Here is a 17,172-nt window from a genome sequence, read left to right on the forward strand (position 1 = left end):
AGGTTTTTGTAGAGAGCCTAATCCTTTATTTACAATTTTATAAAATTGAGATAACTAAAACGAGACCCTTGCAGGTCTCGTTTTTATCAGGATTTCTTTTTATTGGCATCTGCTGCTTTCATCGCATCTTCCAGTTTTTGTTGGAATTTTGACTTCTTTTTGTTGACATTCTTCAATTTATTTGCCTCTACCTTCTCCCGGATTTTGGCATCATCTACAAAGAGTTTGATGATGGCCTGCTGACCAAATGTAACCATGTTGGAAACAAAATAATAGAAACTCAATGCCGCTGGAAATGAATTCAGCACAAACATAAATACTACCGGCATGATGTATCCAATATTTTTCATTGGGCCTGTCTGGGCAGTCAGCTGATTATTGAAGTGGGTATAGGCAATCTGGGATACCGTCATCAGAATTGTAAACAAACTGACGTGTGAACCATAGAAAGGTATGGTGAAAGGTAAGCTCAGAATGGAATCGTAAGTGGACAAGTCATGTGCCCAAAGGAATGACTCTTGTCTAAGCTCTATAGAATTGGGAAAGAAAAAGAACATGGCAAACAAGAACGGCATTTGGAATACCATGGGTAAACATCCCGAAATGGGGCTTACACCCAACTGCCCAAAGAGTTTCATCTGCTCTTGTTGCATCTTCGTGGGGTCATCAGGGTATTTTGCCTTCAGCTCATCAATTTCCGGTTTGATGACCCTCATTTTGGCCATTCCAATATAGGATTTGTAAGTTAGTGGTGACAAAACCAATTTAATGATCAGCACAATTAATATGATGATCACACCATAATTGGTGAAGTATCTTTCAAGAAATTGGAAAAGATTGACAATAATGTACTTATTGACCCAACTGACAAAGAAATAACCCATGTCCACATTGTTTTCAAATCCCGGCGTGATTTTTCTCAACAAATTGTAATTATTTGGACCAAAGAAATAACTTACCTCAGCTCTTCCATTTTCCAAAGGTAACACCAAAGCGGCTTTCATATTTTTGACTGATAGCGTATCGCTTGGAGTTACCTGCTCCAATTTAGCTGCATTGAATTGATTTGCGGCTATAATTCCTGATGTGAAAAACCTTTGACTGAAACTGACCCACTTTAATGGTTCGGTGACTTCATCATCATCTGAATCCGAAGTCAAGCTGAGATAATCATGCTTGCCTTCACTTTTATAGAAGTTGAGGTTGGTTTTTCTCCGTGATTCTTCCAGATCGGCTTCTTGCTTGAGCAATCTGTCATCCCAGGTGATCTGAATGTTTGAATCTGTGAGATTTCCTGTCAGGCCAACAAACTCCAAACTTTTGTTCAAGACATACTCTTCATCAGGTAGGGTATATGTTCTTATGATCTGCCCAGAACCAGATTGTGCTATAAACGTCAGGACGGAAGCATTTACTCCTTCAATATCAATTGTCGATAGGGTAGGATTAAAATAGAATTCATTCAAACTCAAAAGCCCTTTATCTGTTTGGATTTTGTAATCTAGGTTTGAGCTGTTTTCATCCAAAAGAACCAATGGCCTTTGGTCCCATGTCTTAAATTCTTTAAGGACAACATTTTTTATTTCTGCTCCTTTAGTAGAAAAAGTGATTGATATTTTATCATTTTCCAAAACAACATTCTCTTGTTGGCCTTTGGTAAAAGCCGCAAAAGTACCGAATTGCCGCTGAGCAATGATGTTTTGTATACTGTCAGGTTCAGTTTGAGGTATTTCCGGCACGGAATCAATTTCATTGTTGATTACGACTTCCTGATTGGTTTCCTGATCCTCTATAGCAATAGGTTCGGGTGAACTTGCAAAGAAAATCGAATAAACCAACAATACTGCTGCGAATAGGATCAGTCCTGTCGCTTGGTTTCTATCCATATTTACTAATTAAAACTGACTATCTAAAATTTCACCAAAATGTTCAATGGAAACTTCCAAGGTGTTTTTCCGACAGACAAAAACTAAATTATTTATTTTTTTTATTTTCAATGGTAGCTTGTATAAACTTCACAAACAAAGGATGTGGGTTCAATACAGTGCTTTTGTATTCCGGATGAAACTGTGTGCCAACAAACCAAGGGTGGTTTTTCAACTCAATAATTTCAACCAATCCCGTATCAGGATTAATTCCTGATGGGATCATACCATGTTCCTGAAACTGTTCTAAGTACTTATTGTTAAATTCATACCTATGCCTATGTCTTTCCATGGTTTTGGTTTTACCGTAAGCTTGGGCAGCTTTGCTTCCTTTTTTCATTTCACAGGGGTAAGAACCTAATCTCATAGTACCACCCATTTGAACGATATTCTTTTGCTCTTCCATTAGGTCAATGACAGGATGGGAGGTGTTTGGATCCATTTCAGTGCTATTGGCTTTTTCCAAACCTATCACATTTCTGGCAAATTCAATCACAGCTACCTGCATTCCCAAACATATACCGAAGAAAGGTATATTATTTTCGCGGGCAAATTTAACAGTTTCTATCTTTCCTTCAAGGCCTCTTTCACCAAATCCTGGTGCAACCAAAATTCCATCTAAATCCTGAAGTTTTTTATTGATACTTTCTGGATGAAGTTCTTCGGAAGAAATCAATCTGAGATGAACTTTACACTCGGAAGATGCCCCACCATGGATAAACGATTCAATGATTGATTTATATGCATCAGGTAGGGAAACGTATTTTCCAACAAGGCCTATATTGACTTCTTGCGTTGGATTTTTGAGCCTGCCAAGAAAATCTTTCCATTGTTCGAGATCAGTATTGCTTTTGGAGCTTAATTTCAGCTTTGACAACACCCTTTCATCAAGTTTTTCCTTTTTCATCAATAAGGGCACATCATAGATGGTGTCAGCATCCATAGCCTCTATCACGCAATTCAATTCCACGTTGCAGAATAGTGCAAGTTTTTTCTTTACGTCCAAAGGTAAATGATGTTCCGAACGGCAAACCAAAATATCCGGCTGAATTCCGGCTTCCAGCAATTGTTTGACCGAGTGCTGGGTTGGTTTGGTTTTCAATTCTTTGGCGGCTGCCAGGTATGGGATCAATGTAAGGTGTATGACCAATATATTGTTACTTCCTATATCCCATTTTGCCTGCCTGACTGCTTCAATAAATGGTAATGATTCTATATCACCAACACATCCACCGATTTCGGTGATTATGACATCGTATTTTCCATCTTCTCCAAGTTTGAAGAAATTTCTCTTGATTTCATCGGTAATATGTGGGATTACCTGTACAGTTTTTCCCAAATATTCACCCTTTCTCTCTTTGGTAATGACATTGTTATAAATTCTACCCGTGGTTACATTGTTCAATTGGGAGGTTGGTGTATTGAGGAACCTTTCGTAATGTCCTAGGTCAAGGTCGGTTTCTGCACCATCTTCAGTAACATAACATTCTCCGTGTTCATAAGGATTGAGCGTTCCTGGATCAATATTAAGATAGGGATCAAATTTTTGGATTGCGACGTTGAACCCTCTAGCTTGTAGGAGCTTGGCCAAAGAGGCCGCGATTATACCCTTTCCAAGTGAAGAGGTCACGCCTCCTGTAATGAAGATGTATTTGGTGGATGGAGCCATAAGAATGGAAGGAAGTTATTTTGTTTTGATTCTTATGGGATTCAAAATTAGGTAAAATATTTGATTCGGAGGCGGAATGCAGAAAGGAAATTTTGAATAATCATTTAGGGAATTGAGAACGAAGAATCAATTTGTTGATTAAATCAAATAATTTAGCCCATTAACCTTGCCTACCACAGTTGATTCCCTTAAAAATGATTGGAATAATGGGCTGCCCAAAATATTTTTAGATTAGCTTTTATTTTTTGGGCTTTGAGAATTGCTGCAACCAATGTGGGGAAAATTAATTTAAATGATACATAAATACCTCAGTACCGCACAAACTATAGAAACTCCCCAAATCAGGCTGATTGATTCAGACCAAAGATCCCTTTTTAAAAAGTAAAAAATCAAGATGGGAATGCCTGATGCTAGCGTGATATAACCAAGGTATTTTAAAGAAGCTCCAAATCCGAATCCGATAATATACGGAACATATTGTCCTACGAATGCCTCGGAATTAAAATTCAGAATTATTATAAAAACAATGAAAGATCCAAACGCCATAAGCAGGTGAGAAACAATCTTTTTCATGATCTTAAATTTTAAAATACTATTGATAAGAATTATGGATCTTGTTTTATTTAAATACATTAAATAAATATTTTTTTAAAGTCAAAAATTTAAATAAAATAAACTAAAAATACAATATCAACTTCACCTATCTGACTTTTTGAATTAAAAATTTTGTTCACATGGCTAATGCAAAGTTGGAAATTAAGGATTTTTGAAATTCCCCAAGATTTCCTTGCAGACTTTGGAGGTTTTGGAACGTCTTATTGCCTCAGAAAGTGGATGGTAATTCTTTTTATAAGATAATTGACATTTTGAATATTTTGTGTTGCACATTGTGTGATTGATCACAATATAAAATGCTTTGACAGCTTAATTTTAAAGTATGAAACTATTAGGACTTATTGGTGGCACATCTTGGCATTCCACTATCGAATATTACAAATTGATCAATGAATTGGCTGGTAAACGGATGGGGGAAGCACAGAACCCTTCGATGTTGATTTATAGTCAGAACATCCAATTGATGAGAGATCAAGACAAAGACCTTATTAGAAAGACCTATCTGGAGATTGCAACAAAACTTGAAAAAGGTGGAGCGGAGGGTATCGTCATTTGTGCCAATACCCCTCACATGGTTTATGATTTTGTACAGCCAAAGATTAACATACCGATTCTGCATATTGCAGAAGCAGTTGGTAAAAATGCAAAGGAAAAAGGTCTGAAAACCTTAGGCTTGTTGGGAAATAGGCCCACTATGACTGGGGCCTTTTTTCCAAAATATCTAAAAGAAAATTTTAATATTGATACAGTGATCCCTGATGACAAGTATTTGGATCAATCACATCATTATGTTTCAAAAGAACTTACAATGGGAAAATTCACCACTGAAGCCAAGAATTTTTATTTGGACCAAGTGCTGGTTTTAAATAAAAAAGGTGCAGAAGGAATAATTTTGGGATGTACAGAATTACCCCTACTGGTCAAGCAAGAAGAGGCGAATGTTCCGCTGATTTCGACCACTGATTTACACGCTGCTTTGGCAGTGGATTTTATTTTCAGTTAAGTTGGAAAAATAGAGTATTTACTTAAATAAATTTTGTCTGAAATATCAAAACCTTCAAACTTTATTTTCACCTTTTTCGCTCCTTACAAATATCTGCCTTATTTTTGGAAGAAAATTTTGTAATGGAAATCAAAGATGCCGTCAGGGCCCTAAAAGATAAAGGAAGAATCAGGATTAAAGATGGTCAGGGTACTATCTTGGAATTGATTGAAATTTCCAATTGGGATGCTTCAATGGATGATCAGGAGGGGATTTTTCTCTTTTTTGATCTTTTTCAGATTAGATCTGTAGCCGAGCCTTTTTCAGATGTGTCTCTGGATATCATTGAGTATGCCTCAAAACCAACAATATACCATAGTCCGGTAAACAGGGTTTTGAAATCTGGACCCATCAAAGAAAGTGTAGTGAAATTCGCAATCATCAGAAAGGATTTTTGGAATAGGCTATTGTTTGCCTATTCACAACCTCTGATTCTTCAATACGGTAAATCCTCTCAATTTGATTTCGAAACCAAAGAGTACTTCCCATTATTGAGTGCAGGAACAAAAGAAATTTTTTTGAGTCCGGAAGGGGATATCAGAATATTGAAAGCATGAATTTTAAAGAACATTTAAGTAAAATAGAGATTTTTGGCCGAGTTGGAAGGATAGCCGATAGCATGGGCTTGGAAACCTATGTTGTTGGTGGGTATGTACGAGATTTGATTTTAAAAAGACCTTGCAAGGATATAGATTTTGTCTGTGTAGGCAGTGGGATTGCAATGGCACAAAAAGTAGCTGATAGTTTTGATCAGCATGTGCCACTTTCAGTTTTCAAAAATTTCGGTACAGCTAATATACGGTTGGAAGAATGGGAAGTGGAATTTGTCGGTGCCCGAAGGGAATCCTACAGACATGATTCCCGAAAGCCAATCGTAGAAGATGGGACATTGCAAGAAGATCAGGAGCGTCGGGATTTCACCATCAATGCGATGGCTATCTCTGTCAATGCCCATAATTTTGGGGATTTGATCGATCCTTTTGATGGTATGGGTGATATCAAGCGGAAAATCATGAGAACTCCGACTGACCCCATCATCACTTTTTCTGATGACCCTTTAAGAATGATGAGGGCCATTCGATTTGCGGCTCAACTGAAATTTGATATTGAGCCGGACACCTTTCTTGCCATTGTCCATGATGCCCATAGGTTACAGATTGTTTCGGCTGAGAGAATTGTTGATGAGCTCAATAAAATCATCATGACGGATAAGCCTTCCTATGGTTTCAAGTTATTATTTGTCAGTAAACTTTTAAATGAAATTTTCCCGGAAATGGTGGAACTTCAGGGTGTTGATTCAGTGGGTGATAAATCCCATAAGGATAATTTCTACCATACCCTTCAGGTTTTAGACAATATCTCTTCGGTGACTGATGACATTTGGTTGCGATGGGCGGCCATCATGCATGATATTGCCAAGCCTGCTACAAAAAGATTCAATAACAAAGTTGGCTGGACTTTCCATGGACATGAAGATAAGGGAGCCAGGATGGTTCCGGGAATTTTCCGAAGGATGAAACTGCCGATGGATGACAGGATGAAATATGTTCAAAAGCTCGTCAAGCTTCATCTCAGGCCAATAGCGCTAGTTTCGGATAAAGTAACCGATTCAGCTATCAGGAGGTTGCTTTTTGATGCAGGAGACGATGTGGATGACCTGATGAAACTTTGTCGGGCTGATATCACCTCCAAAAACAATAATAAAGTCCAGAAATTTTTGGCCAACTTTGACAAAGTAGAACAAAAGATTTTGGAGGTGGAAGGAAAAGACCATGTGCGCAACTTTCAACCTCCTGTTTCGGGAGAAGAAATCATGCAAATGTTTGATCTTAATCCTTCCAAGATCGTTGGGGATCTGAAAGAAGAAATAAAAGAAGCAATCTTGGAAGGACAAATTCAAAACAATAAAGATGATGCTTTAAACTTATTGTATAAATTAGCCGCCCAGAAAGGAATATCAAGAAATAAATAATCTATGAAAATGAATAAATTGATAATGACTGTCGCAATGGTGTTCATGTCGACAGTTGCCCTATTTGCACAAAATGAACAGCCTGCACAGCAGGATAGTGAAGCCAATAGAAAGAGAAGTGAATCTGACAGAAAAGTTTATCAGTTGGCTTTAAGGTACAATGACCTTCCTGCTGCCAGGGTGAAACTTTTGGAATTGATCGAAAGAAACCCGACCAACATTCAATATGCAGAGACCCTCGCGTCATTGTATTTTGAGTCAGGTCAATATACTTCGGCTGCTATTTCAGCCTTAGATGTACTTGAAGTCAGTGACAAAAGTTTGACTGGACTGGAAATTGCCGCGTACTCTTTGGAACAATTGGGTGCCATGGACCGTGCGCTTCCTAATTTTGAACGTCATTACCTTTTGACGGGTAATCTTTTTAGTCTTTACAAAACTGCTTACATGCAGTATTCGCTCAATAGACAGGAAGAAGCCTTGAACTCCATCAATATGTTGGTAAAAAGCAATAAATCCAGCGAAGAAAAAGTCGGTTTCCCAAAAGAAGACAATACACAACAGGAAGTAACTTTGAAAGCAGCTGCCCTTAACCTAAAAGGCATGGTCCACATTTACCAAAAAAACAAGGAAGAAGCAAAGGAAGCTATTATGCAAGCATTAGAACTACAACCTGATTTCGAATTGGCACAGGAGAATCTGAAAGAGGTTCAAAAAATGTAACTGGAGAAGGAGAAAAATTAGAATATTATGTAAAAATGGGCATGTATCTGCCCATTTTTTATTTTTAACAAGATGCTCAAAGTAAAAGGCAATTAATTTAACACAGGGAAAACATTTACTTAACATATATTTTGTTGGGTATAGACATCTTTGTAAATGATGTTGAAGCAATGTGTTATTCTTTATCTTTTTATTATAATTCCTTTAATTGTGCTTTCTACACCAGCTAAGGATCAAAGTGAAGACCTTACAGTTGTTTTGCTAAAAGCAGAAAGTACGATTATTTCTGAACCCGATTCAAGCTATTTTTTTGCAAATAAAGCGCTGGAATTGAGCAAAGAAATTAATGATAGAATCCTCTTGGCCAGGATTCATCATCTCTTAGGTAAACTATTATACTTTAAAGGTATTTATTCTGAATCTGCGAGGAATTTACTTTTGGCAGAAGAATTATTTGTAAAGGAAGAATTCAGTCCCTTGCTTATAGATAATTATAATTTTAGAGGAAAAGTCGCTTATAAAACTCAAAAAATTGAAGATGCAGTTAAGCTTCATCAGAAAGCCTATGACATTTCTTTAAGCAATAATGATGAGATCAGACAAGCGATTTCTATTGGGTTAATAGGATTTGTACATGAAAAAAAACAAGAATATCAAAAAGCCCTAAACTATCAATGGACTGCACTATCAATTTTCAAAAAATTGGAAAAAGAGGATTTAAGTGCAGAAATCAATGAGAATTTAGGGAGTATCTATGAGGATCTTGAAGTCTTTGATTCGGCTACTTTTTATTTTCACAAGGCTTTTGAATTGAATGTAGAGACTGGAGATAGTCTGAACCTGATAAGTATCATAAACAATATAGGGGATGTTTACAGAAAAGGAGGACAGATCGAGGCCGGGATTATCAAATCAAATGAGGCATTGCTCCTCAGCAGGATTCTGAATCAACCCTATGAAGAAAGCAGTGCCCTCAGAGACCTGGCAAAAAGTTACTTTGAATTGAATGATTTCCAAAAAGCCTACACTTTCCTAGACAGCAGCAGAGTCATTTATCAAGATATTTATAACAAAGAGACTGCTACCCAAATGGCTTTGATGGATGAATTGTTTCAAATGAAACTGAAAGATCAGCGGATTTCTGAATTAGAACAAGTGAGAGCCTTTGATGCTAAAATTCAGTCACTTTTTATGGTTTTGATACTTTTCCTTGTAGGTACTAGTTGGCTGATAATCAGTAAAAAAAATATGCAATCAAAAGTGAAAATGCAGTTGTTGGAAAGTGAAAAAGAAATTATGCTGACGCAACAAAAGTTGATGGAAACAGAGCTTTCAAATATTCAACTTAGGGACGAAACCCTTAGAAAGGAGTTTGATTCAAATGCCAAATCCCTTACTGCCCAAACGCTACATGTGATAGACAAGAATAAGATGCTTGAAGGAATAAGACAAAAACTTCAGGGTTTGCTTGATAAAGACGCAAGAGAACAAAAAAAGAATATCCGAAATTTGATAAAAATGATAGATTTCAATTTTGTTCAGGATACAGATTGGGACGACTTTAAAAATAACTTTGAAAAAGTTCATGGCGATTTTTTCCGAAAACTGAAAAGCCAATCTGGCGATTTAACACCCTCTGAACTTCGATTGGCTTCTTTGATGCGTATGAATCTAAGTTCAAAGGATATCGCTTCAACCTTGAATATTTCACTGGATAGTCTTCGGATTTCAAGATATCGATTGAGGAAAAAATTGGCTCTCGAGAAAGGTGAAAGCTTACAACAATTTATTCTTGGTATATAGTTTACGATTTGTTAATCTATTTTTAACGTTTAATAAGTTATTCATTATTAGGCCTTTAAATATGTTTTTTTATTCTACTGCTATCGTTTTGTTAACGTTTTAAAATGCTGTTGTTGCCTTTTTGATAATATAAAACGGTAGGTCAGTTTTCTCTAGGTATCTAATTTTGCACTAAACAAAAAGATACACATGAATAACAAAATTCTACAGTCTGTTTTTGGTTTGTTGCTTGTTTTTTCCTCCTGTGGCACAAAAGACTCAGGAAAACAATCCCAATCCTCGAAAGCCAAAATCGAACCTCTTTATATCACCGAAAAGGTGATTCATGATACGGATGATCCTGCGATTTGGATCAATAAATCTGATCCGGGTAAAAGCCTCATTATAGGTACCGACAAAGATAAAGACGGAGCTTTATATGTATTTGATTTAAAAGGAAAGATCATAGATTCTTTGGTGGTGAGAAATTTACAACGACCAAATAATGTTGATGTTTCTTATGGTTTGAGCTTAGGTGAGGAAGAAATTGATTTTGCAGTCACAGGAGAGAGACTTACCTCTAAGTTGCGGTTTTTCAAACTACCAGAAATGATAGAAATCGAGGAAGGTGGAATTGAAATATATCTTGGAGAATCCCAGCCGGATTACCGAGATCTCATGGGTGTAGCTGTATATCATGACAAGGAAAATGGAAAGCAATATGTGATAGCAGGCAGAAAAGACGGTCCAACTGATGGTACCTATTTATGGCAATATCTTATCAAGACCGAAGGTGGTCGATTGGAACTTGAATTAGTTAGAAAATTCGGAAAATACAGTGGTAACAAGGAGATCGAAGCTATTGCTGTTGATAATGAGCTCGGGTTTATTTATTACAGTGACGAGGGAGTAGGGGTCAGGAAGTATTATGCCGACCCGGAGAAGGGAAATGATGAACTTGCACTTTTTGCAACAGAGGGCTTCACATTGGACCATGAAGGGATTTCTATTTATAAGCATGATGATGGTACAGGATATATTTTAGTCTCAGATCAGGAAGCAAATTTTTTCCATGTATTTCCAAGAGAAGGGTCCTCAGAAGATCCTCATTTACATAAAGTAATAGCTAAACTTCCAATGTCCACTGTTTCCAGCGATGGTTCAGAGGTGGTCAATTTTAATATCAGTTCAGAATTTCCAAAAGGGCTATTTGTAGCCATGTCAGATGACAAGACTTTCCAGATTTATGATTGGAGAGATTTGGAAAACTATATCAAGAATTCAAATTAATCTAATAAACAACCAAACTTTATATGAAACACAGATTACTAATTTCAGCAATTTCTTTGTTTATGCTGTTTGCACAGGATTTGTATGCACAGGCAGTTTTAAGAGGTAAAGTCATTGACGATCAAAACCTCTCCCTTCCGGGTGCAAATATCATCCTCGAAGGAACCAACAAAGGCTCAGTGTCCAATCAATTGGGAGACTTCTTCATTCAGGGAATTCCAGCAGGGAATTACACTGCTATTGTGACTTATTTGGGTTACATTTCTCTGACAAAAGATATCAGCCTTCAAGACGGACAGACTCTGGATTTGAGATTTATAATGATGCCGGGAACTTTAGAAAGCGGTGAAGTTATCGTGTTCGGAGACAGGCTCAAAGGACAGGCCAGGGCTTTGAACCAGCAAAAAACCAATTCCAATATCACCAATATTGTTGCAGCAGATCAAATCGGACGATTTCCTGATGCCAACATTGGGGATGCCATGAAGAGGATACCCGGAATCACCATGCAGAATGATCAGGGAGAGGCCAGAGATATCATCATCCGAGGTATGGCACCTGAATTGAATTCGGTCATGATCAACGGCGAAAGGGTTCCTTCAGCAGAAGGAGATAACAGAAGAATACAGATGGATTTGATTCCTGCGGACATGATTCAAACCATCGAGGTGAATAAATCAGTATTGCCTGATATGGATGCAGATGCCATTGGTGGTGCTGTAAACTTGGTTACCCGTAAGGCTCCCAATGGTCTTAGGGTTTCAGGAACTGCTGCTTCTGGAGTCAATTTCCTTACAAACAAGCCAATTTGGACAGGAGGATTAATCATTGGAGATCGAATAGCCAATGATAAGCTTGGGATTATATTTTCTGGTTCTTACAATAACCACACCTTTGGTTCAGATAATTATGAGGCAAGATGGGTTGAGACAGATAATCCAAACCATCCTGTAGTAGTAGATAGATTTGACTTAAGAAAATACGATGTGCAAAGGGTAAGAAGAAGTACCAGTTTGGCACTTGATTACGATATTAATAAGAACCATTCTATTGTTTTCAATGCCATGTATAATTGGAGAGATGATTGGGAAAATAGGTGGAGATTGAGAGTGGACAGGATGGATAGGCCATTTAATAATGGAAACTTTTCTGAATTGCAAAACGGAGTATTTCAATTGCCTGGAAGGGCATCCATTCAAACTAAGGGTGGAATTGATAATGATAGGGTTAAAAATACCCGGCTAGAAGCCCAAAGTGTTTTGAACACCACCTTATCAGGCACCCACTTATTCAATAAACTGAAGATGACATGGAATACCACCTATGCCAAAGCCATGGAGGATCGACCCAACGAACGCTATATAACACATAGGGGTAATGCTGATATGATTTTGGATTTCCGGGATCCGTTCAAGGTTTTGACCACATTTGCAGACCAAAATGATGAATTGGGATTGGGCTTAAATGAGATATATGAATCCAATAACAATACTTATGAAGAGGATTTTAATGTCAGGTTAGACTTTTCACTTCCTTATGCTGCAAATAAAGGATTGCTGAAATTTGGAGGAAGATTGAGGGATAAATACAAACAAAGAACTGATTCCTTCGATGCATATGATCCTATTCAAGATCTTGGAACTAATGGAAATGATTTAGGTGACCTTCCATTTAGTTTTCAAAATGACAGGGTGTTTTTAAATGGTCCCCAATATGTTCCTGGACGGTTTGTAGACAGGGAATTTTTGGGAGGATTAGACCTTAAGAATCCTGCATTGTTTGACTTCGAAGATGTGGTAGATGAATATATAACGGGTAACTATGAGGCTTCAGAAACCATTACTGCCGGTTATGTGATGACAGATTATCAATTTAATTCACGTCTGTCAGCCATTTTTGGGATTCGATTAGAAAATACTAATCTGGAGTATAGGGGTTATGAGTTTGACGAAGATGAAGAGGATTTTAGACAATCTGCAACTGTTTCTGATAATTATACCAATTTGATGCCGGGAGCACATTTCAAATATGATATTTCGGATAACCGAATTCTTAGGTTTGCCTGGGCAAATACCATAGCAAGGCCGAATTACTTTGATTTGGTACCCTTCGCAATTTTCTCACCTGATAACCAAACTTTGGAAAGAGGAAATCCAAATTTAGTTCCTACAACCGCTATGAATTTTGATTTGATGTTCGAAAATTACTATGAATCAGTAGGAGTATTTACCTTTGGTGGTTTTTATAAAGATATTGATAACTTCATTTACCAACGTACAGAATTCAATGTGGTAGATCCTGTTTTTGGGGAATTAATTCAAAGGACTCAACCTGAGAATGGTGGTACAGCAGATGTTTATGGCTTTGAAACTTCGATTCAAAGGCAATTTGATTTCCTTCCCGGAATTTGGAAAGGACTGGGTATTTTTATGAATTACACCTTTACGGATTCAAGGACCACGGGAGTTGAAGGTCGTGAAAATGATGATTTGAAACTTCCCGGAACGGCCAGGAATATGTTCAATGCCTCACTTTCCTTTGAAACCGAAAAAATTGTTCTGAGAGCTTCCCTGAACCATGCCAGTGGATACATTGATGAGATTGGGGGTTCAAGTTTTGATGATGCTTTTTATGATAGGCAAACTTTCCTTGATGTTAACGCTTCCTACGCATTTACTCCAAATTGGAGGGTGTTTTTTGAGGCAAATAACCTGACCAATCAACCTTTGAGGTTTTATCAGGGAATAAGATCCAGGACACAGCAAGAGGAATATTATAATATCAGAATCAACTTTGGTGTAAAATTTGACCTTTTCAATTAATCTATTCATTACTTTTGAGCGGCTTCCGATTTACATGGAAGCCGCTTCATTTATTCAATATCCTCTTAAATATGAAATTATCTCGATCAGCTAGCCTAGCCCTATTTTTATTATTTTCTTTTTATTTGACTTCCTGTAATTCAAAAGAGGAAAAGCAAGAAACCCTAAATAAGCAAGAAGAACTTGGGCCTAGGCATTTGAGGGTCATTTGGACTGAGGACCCATCTACCTATGCAATAATATCATGGACTACCATGCTTGAGCATGGTAAAAAACACACTGTATATTATGATACGGTAAGTAGAGAAGGGGTTAAGCTAGATTATTCATTTCAAGTGCTCGCTTCCAAAAATGGGGCGATTTCCATGGTGGAAGAGGATTTTAAGGAAGGAGTTTCGCAGGGATATTATCATCATGCAGATTTAAAAAATCTCAAGCCCTCTACTACGTACTATTTTGTTGTTGAAACCGATGATTTGGTTTCTGACGAGTTCTATTTTATATCCGGTCCTGAGGACGATAGAGCATTTTCTTTGCTTTGGGGCGGGGATTCCCGGCTGGGTGGTCCTGATCCTAGGTATGCAGGAAGAACCCCACATGTTGACAGACAGGCGATGAATAGAAGAATCAAAGCCTTGATGGATGAAGATCCAAACATACTTGGATTTATTCATGGAGCTGATTATGGTACCACGGCAGATTGGAGGCATTTATATTGGTGGTTTGAAGATCATGAACTAGTCATTGGGGAAGGCAATAGACTTTTACCTTTGATTATTTCGAGGGGAAACCATGATATGCAAATTGGATTTGAAGAAAATTTTTGGTTAGGCGATACACAAAGAAAAAGGGGCTTTGATTATTATTTTTCAACTCAATTGGGTTCGGAAACTGCCATTCTCACCTTAAACACAGAAATAAGTGTTGCAGGTGATCAAAGGGATTGGTTGGAAGAAAATCTCCCAAAAAAGCGCGAGGAAAATAGATGGCTTTTGGTCAACTACCACAGACCTGCGTATCCCGTTGTTAAAGACTTTGAAAATGCAACATTTAAAAGAGTCAGGGATACCTGGGTACCTTATTTTGAAAAATACAATATCGACCTTGCTTTGGAATCCGATGGACATATTTTGAAAAGGACAGTTCCGATTCGGAATAATAAATATGATGAAACGGGCATAATATATATAGGAGAAGGTGGCCTTGGAGTTCCCCAAAGAGTTGCGGACAGTACAAGGTGGTTTATTCAACCTCCCGGATTTGCCATGAGTGCACACAATGTTCATAAACTCACATTCTCAGAAGATAAAATCTCAATTAAGGCCTTTGGAATGGAAGGAGAAATTTTGGATCAATTTGAAGTCAAACCCCGAAAATAGAATTGAAGTAAATGATGAAGGTTGTTTCAGTTGAGAGGGTTCTTTGGCTTTTAAAATCTGCTTTACTTCTTCAATGTGTTGGTGTGTTCTTTTATCTCAAAGGTGGCAGTCCCATCGAAACCATGCTTTTTATGGAATTGGGTTTGGAACAGTCCCAATCAAAATTTCTTGAGAATATTGTGGCTTGGGTATTTTTAGTTTTTGGAGCAATAGCTTTTTTCAGGCCCAACAGATATTTGCTGGTGTTTATTGCCCTGTTAACCTTGGGATTGGCTTATGTCATCAAACGACAAGCAGGCAGTCCATTCACAGATTGGAGTATTCCAGCTCATTTTGTGAGGATAATTTTGCCAATAGGCATCCTCTCATTAACAAATTATAAGAAAAATGTTAATGTTGCTTATTGGATACTTTTGGTAGGATTGTCCATTACTTTTATCACACATGGACTTGAGGCATGGTCATTACATCCAAGATTCATTGATTATCTTTTGATTTCATCAGAGAATACTTTTGGGATCAGGCTAAAACAGTTTCAGGCAGAAATAGTACTTAAAATTATAGGATTACTTGATATCCTAGCGGCATTGTCGGCAATTGTATTTTCAACCAATGCTGTTTTATATTGGATGGCATTTTGGGGATTCATCACTGCTTTTGCCAGGGTCACTGAATTGGGCTTAGGCTTGTACCCGGAGGTACTTATCAGGGCAGGACATTACTTGGTTCCTATTGGATTGGTATGGCTCAATGGAATCAGGAAAGAACCTAAGGCTCCATAAAGAATCTCATCTTCTGTTTTCCGATACTGCCAAGTCCCACATAAAATTTGATCGCCATGGCATTGTATTCGGGGGTTTGCCATTGGATATTGACACAATTTTTATCTTTGGCTACTTTTCTGATTCTTTCCATGATATCAGTACCTATTCCTTTTCCTCTACATACCTCGCTAAGGTAAAGGCAATCCATGTAAAGAAAAGGTGCTGCTTCCCAAGTTGAGAAGTCTATGGTGAAGGAAGTAAAACCTTCAACCTTACCGTCGATTTCCACCATCCAACAGTTTAATTTTTTATTAGCGCCAAAGATTGCATTTCTAAGCCCCTCTTCTTTCCCCTCCGGTGAATACTCCGCCTTTTCATATTGCGCATGAGCAGCACATAACGTCACGAGTTCGGGTAGGTCTTTTTCTTCACAAGGTCTGATAATATAATCCATCGGTTCAGGGTCTTTGGGATATAACATTGATTTCTATGGAAAAATGAAGAAAAAAATTGATTTCTCTAAAAAGGAAGGGTAAAATCTTCAGAAAACTTGGTATACGGGATAAATAAAATAATAAAACATCAATCCGGAAAGACAACAGGAAATAACAAAACTGATCCCCATTATTTTTTTGTATTCTAAAAATAATCGTAACCTCCTTTCTTTTTCTTCCAAGGATTTGATACCTCCGGGAATATACACCTGCAACAAAGCTACTGAAGTCATAAAGTAGGTGACTAACAAAAACAATAAACTAAAGAATATATCCATGATAATCAGGTTTTTAATTCAATAAACAAATTTAATTTTCCCTGGAGAAAAACAACAGTCAACCTGACAATGGTAATAATAAATTAAAGTACAGGTGATGTTGGGATAATAAGATGATGGTTTCAGTGAATTTTAAAAAACCTTTTCAAAAGGCTATAATTCATGCGACCTTATTTGAGTTTTAATTTGCCATGTTTGATCTCAAGGTATAATTGACTAAAACTGATTCTGATTAAAATCGAATTATGATAGCACAACCACACTTTATCCAAGTTCCTCGTTATATAGCTGTATAAGCCTTATATTTGAGATTACTTGACCAGTAAAATCACAATTCTATCAAAAAGTTTGTAAAAACATTTTTCAAAATTCTGGGTATTGCCATAGGAGTGTTGCTACTTTTATTGGTGGTTATTA

The 17,172-nt window shown here is 37.3% G+C and carries 14 protein-coding genes; 9 read left to right on the top strand and 5 right to left on the bottom strand.

The window, feature by feature from the left end; genetic code table 11:
• Positions 1-86 precede the first annotated feature (86 nt).
• From yidC to HMJ38_RS10445, 3 genes are all read right to left on the bottom strand, one after another.
• On the bottom strand, positions 87-1,886 hold the full coding sequence (yidC, locus tag HMJ38_RS10435) for a membrane protein insertase YidC (RefSeq protein WP_194974330.1): 1,800 nt from the start codon (positions 1,884-1,886) through the stop codon (positions 87-89).
• Positions 1,887-1,974: 88 nt separating this feature from the next.
• Entirely contained in the window at positions 1,975-3,594 is a 1,620-nt protein-coding gene (locus HMJ38_RS10440) for a CTP synthase (RefSeq protein WP_194974331.1), read from the bottom strand.
• Between the two features lie 288 nt (positions 3,595-3,882).
• On the bottom strand, positions 3,883-4,167 hold the full coding sequence (locus HMJ38_RS10445) for a hypothetical protein (RefSeq protein ID WP_194974332.1): 285 nt from the start codon (positions 4,165-4,167) through the stop codon (positions 3,883-3,885).
• Positions 4,168-4,531: 364 nt separating this feature from the next.
• Between HMJ38_RS10445 and HMJ38_RS10450 the strand changes: the two genes are divergently transcribed.
• From HMJ38_RS10450 to HMJ38_RS10490, 9 genes are all read left to right on the top strand, one after another.
• The gene (locus HMJ38_RS10450) at positions 4,532-5,212 is read left to right on the top strand and encodes an aspartate/glutamate racemase family protein (RefSeq protein WP_194974333.1); all 681 of its coding nucleotides are present in this window, start codon (positions 4,532-4,534) and stop codon (positions 5,210-5,212) included.
• A gap of 122 nt (positions 5,213-5,334) precedes the next feature.
• Positions 5,335-5,808, top strand: coding sequence for a hypothetical protein (locus tag HMJ38_RS10455; protein WP_194974334.1), 474 nt, complete (start codon positions 5,335-5,337; stop codon positions 5,806-5,808).
• Positions 5,805-7,223, top strand: coding sequence for a CCA tRNA nucleotidyltransferase (locus tag HMJ38_RS10460; protein WP_194974335.1), 1,419 nt, complete (start codon positions 5,805-5,807; stop codon positions 7,221-7,223). Before HMJ38_RS10455 ends, HMJ38_RS10460 begins: the two co-directional genes overlap by 4 nt.
• Positions 7,224-7,232: 9 nt before the next feature.
• The gene (locus HMJ38_RS10465) at positions 7,233-7,946 is read left to right on the top strand and encodes a tetratricopeptide repeat protein (protein ID WP_194974336.1); all 714 of its coding nucleotides are present in this window, start codon (positions 7,233-7,235) and stop codon (positions 7,944-7,946) included.
• Between the two features lie 210 nt (positions 7,947-8,156).
• Positions 8,157-9,749, top strand: coding sequence for a tetratricopeptide repeat protein (locus tag HMJ38_RS10470; protein WP_194974337.1), 1,593 nt, complete (start codon positions 8,157-8,159; stop codon positions 9,747-9,749).
• A 189-nt stretch (positions 9,750-9,938) separates the two neighbouring features.
• On the top strand, positions 9,939-11,018 hold the full coding sequence (locus HMJ38_RS10475; RefSeq protein WP_194974338.1) for a phytase: 1,080 nt from the start codon (positions 9,939-9,941) through the stop codon (positions 11,016-11,018).
• Positions 11,019-11,041: 23 nt separating this feature from the next.
• Positions 11,042-13,840, top strand: coding sequence for a TonB-dependent receptor (locus tag HMJ38_RS10480; RefSeq protein ID WP_194974339.1), 2,799 nt, complete (start codon positions 11,042-11,044; stop codon positions 13,838-13,840).
• A gap of 71 nt (positions 13,841-13,911) precedes the next feature.
• On the top strand, positions 13,912-15,219 hold the full coding sequence (locus HMJ38_RS10485; protein WP_194974340.1) for a purple acid phosphatase family protein: 1,308 nt from the start codon (positions 13,912-13,914) through the stop codon (positions 15,217-15,219).
• Between the two features lie 11 nt (positions 15,220-15,230).
• Positions 15,231-16,001, top strand: coding sequence for a hypothetical protein (locus tag HMJ38_RS10490; RefSeq protein ID WP_194974341.1), 771 nt, complete (start codon positions 15,231-15,233; stop codon positions 15,999-16,001).
• On the opposite strand, the gene HMJ38_RS10495 is transcribed toward HMJ38_RS10490, so the two are convergent.
• Entirely contained in the window at positions 15,988-16,464 is a 477-nt protein-coding gene (locus HMJ38_RS10495) for a GNAT family N-acetyltransferase (RefSeq protein ID WP_228779997.1), read from the bottom strand. The genes HMJ38_RS10490 and HMJ38_RS10495 overlap by 14 nt on opposite strands.
• 60 nt (positions 16,465-16,524) lie before the next feature.
• Positions 16,525-16,755 (bottom strand): hypothetical protein, encoded by a 231-nt coding sequence (locus HMJ38_RS10500; protein ID WP_228779998.1) that lies wholly within the window; start codon positions 16,753-16,755, stop codon positions 16,525-16,527.
• Positions 16,756-17,172: the final 417 nt, after the last annotated feature.

Source organism: Aquiflexum lacus (assembly GCF_015476655.1).
Taxonomy (GTDB): domain Bacteria; phylum Bacteroidota; class Bacteroidia; order Cytophagales; family Cyclobacteriaceae; genus Aquiflexum; species Aquiflexum lacus.

Bases quoted from the DNA above. Each gene is read 5' to 3' on its own strand.
- HMJ38_RS10445 (WP_194974332.1), bottom strand. From the start codon at position 4,167: ATGAAAAAGATTGTTTCTCACCTGCTTATGGCGTTTGGATCTTTCATT.
- HMJ38_RS10450 (WP_194974333.1), top strand. From the start codon at position 4,532: ATGAAACTATTAGGACTTATTGGTGGCACATCTTGGCATTCCACTATC.
- HMJ38_RS10490 (WP_194974341.1), top strand. From the start codon at position 15,231: ATGATGAAGGTTGTTTCAGTTGAGAGGGTTCTTTGGCTTTTAAAATCT.
- HMJ38_RS10495 (WP_228779997.1), bottom strand. From the start codon at position 16,464: ATGTTATATCCCAAAGACCCTGAACCGATGGATTATATTATCAGACCT.
- HMJ38_RS10475 (WP_194974338.1), top strand. From the start codon at position 9,939: ATGAATAACAAAATTCTACAGTCTGTTTTTGGTTTGTTGCTTGTTTTT.
- yidC (WP_194974330.1), bottom strand. From the start codon at position 1,886: ATGGATAGAAACCAAGCGACAGGACTGATCCTATTCGCAGCAGTATTG.
- HMJ38_RS10480 (WP_194974339.1), top strand. From the start codon at position 11,042: ATGAAACACAGATTACTAATTTCAGCAATTTCTTTGTTTATGCTGTTT.
- HMJ38_RS10485 (WP_194974340.1), top strand. From the start codon at position 13,912: ATGAAATTATCTCGATCAGCTAGCCTAGCCCTATTTTTATTATTTTCT.
- HMJ38_RS10500 (WP_228779998.1), bottom strand. From the start codon at position 16,755: ATGGATATATTCTTTAGTTTATTGTTTTTGTTAGTCACCTACTTTATG.
- HMJ38_RS10440 (WP_194974331.1), bottom strand. From the start codon at position 3,594: ATGGCTCCATCCACCAAATACATCTTCATTACAGGAGGCGTGACCTCT.
- HMJ38_RS10460 (WP_194974335.1), top strand. From the start codon at position 5,805: ATGAATTTTAAAGAACATTTAAGTAAAATAGAGATTTTTGGCCGAGTT.
- HMJ38_RS10455 (WP_194974334.1), top strand. From the start codon at position 5,335: ATGGAAATCAAAGATGCCGTCAGGGCCCTAAAAGATAAAGGAAGAATC.
- HMJ38_RS10465 (WP_194974336.1), top strand. From the start codon at position 7,233: ATGAATAAATTGATAATGACTGTCGCAATGGTGTTCATGTCGACAGTT.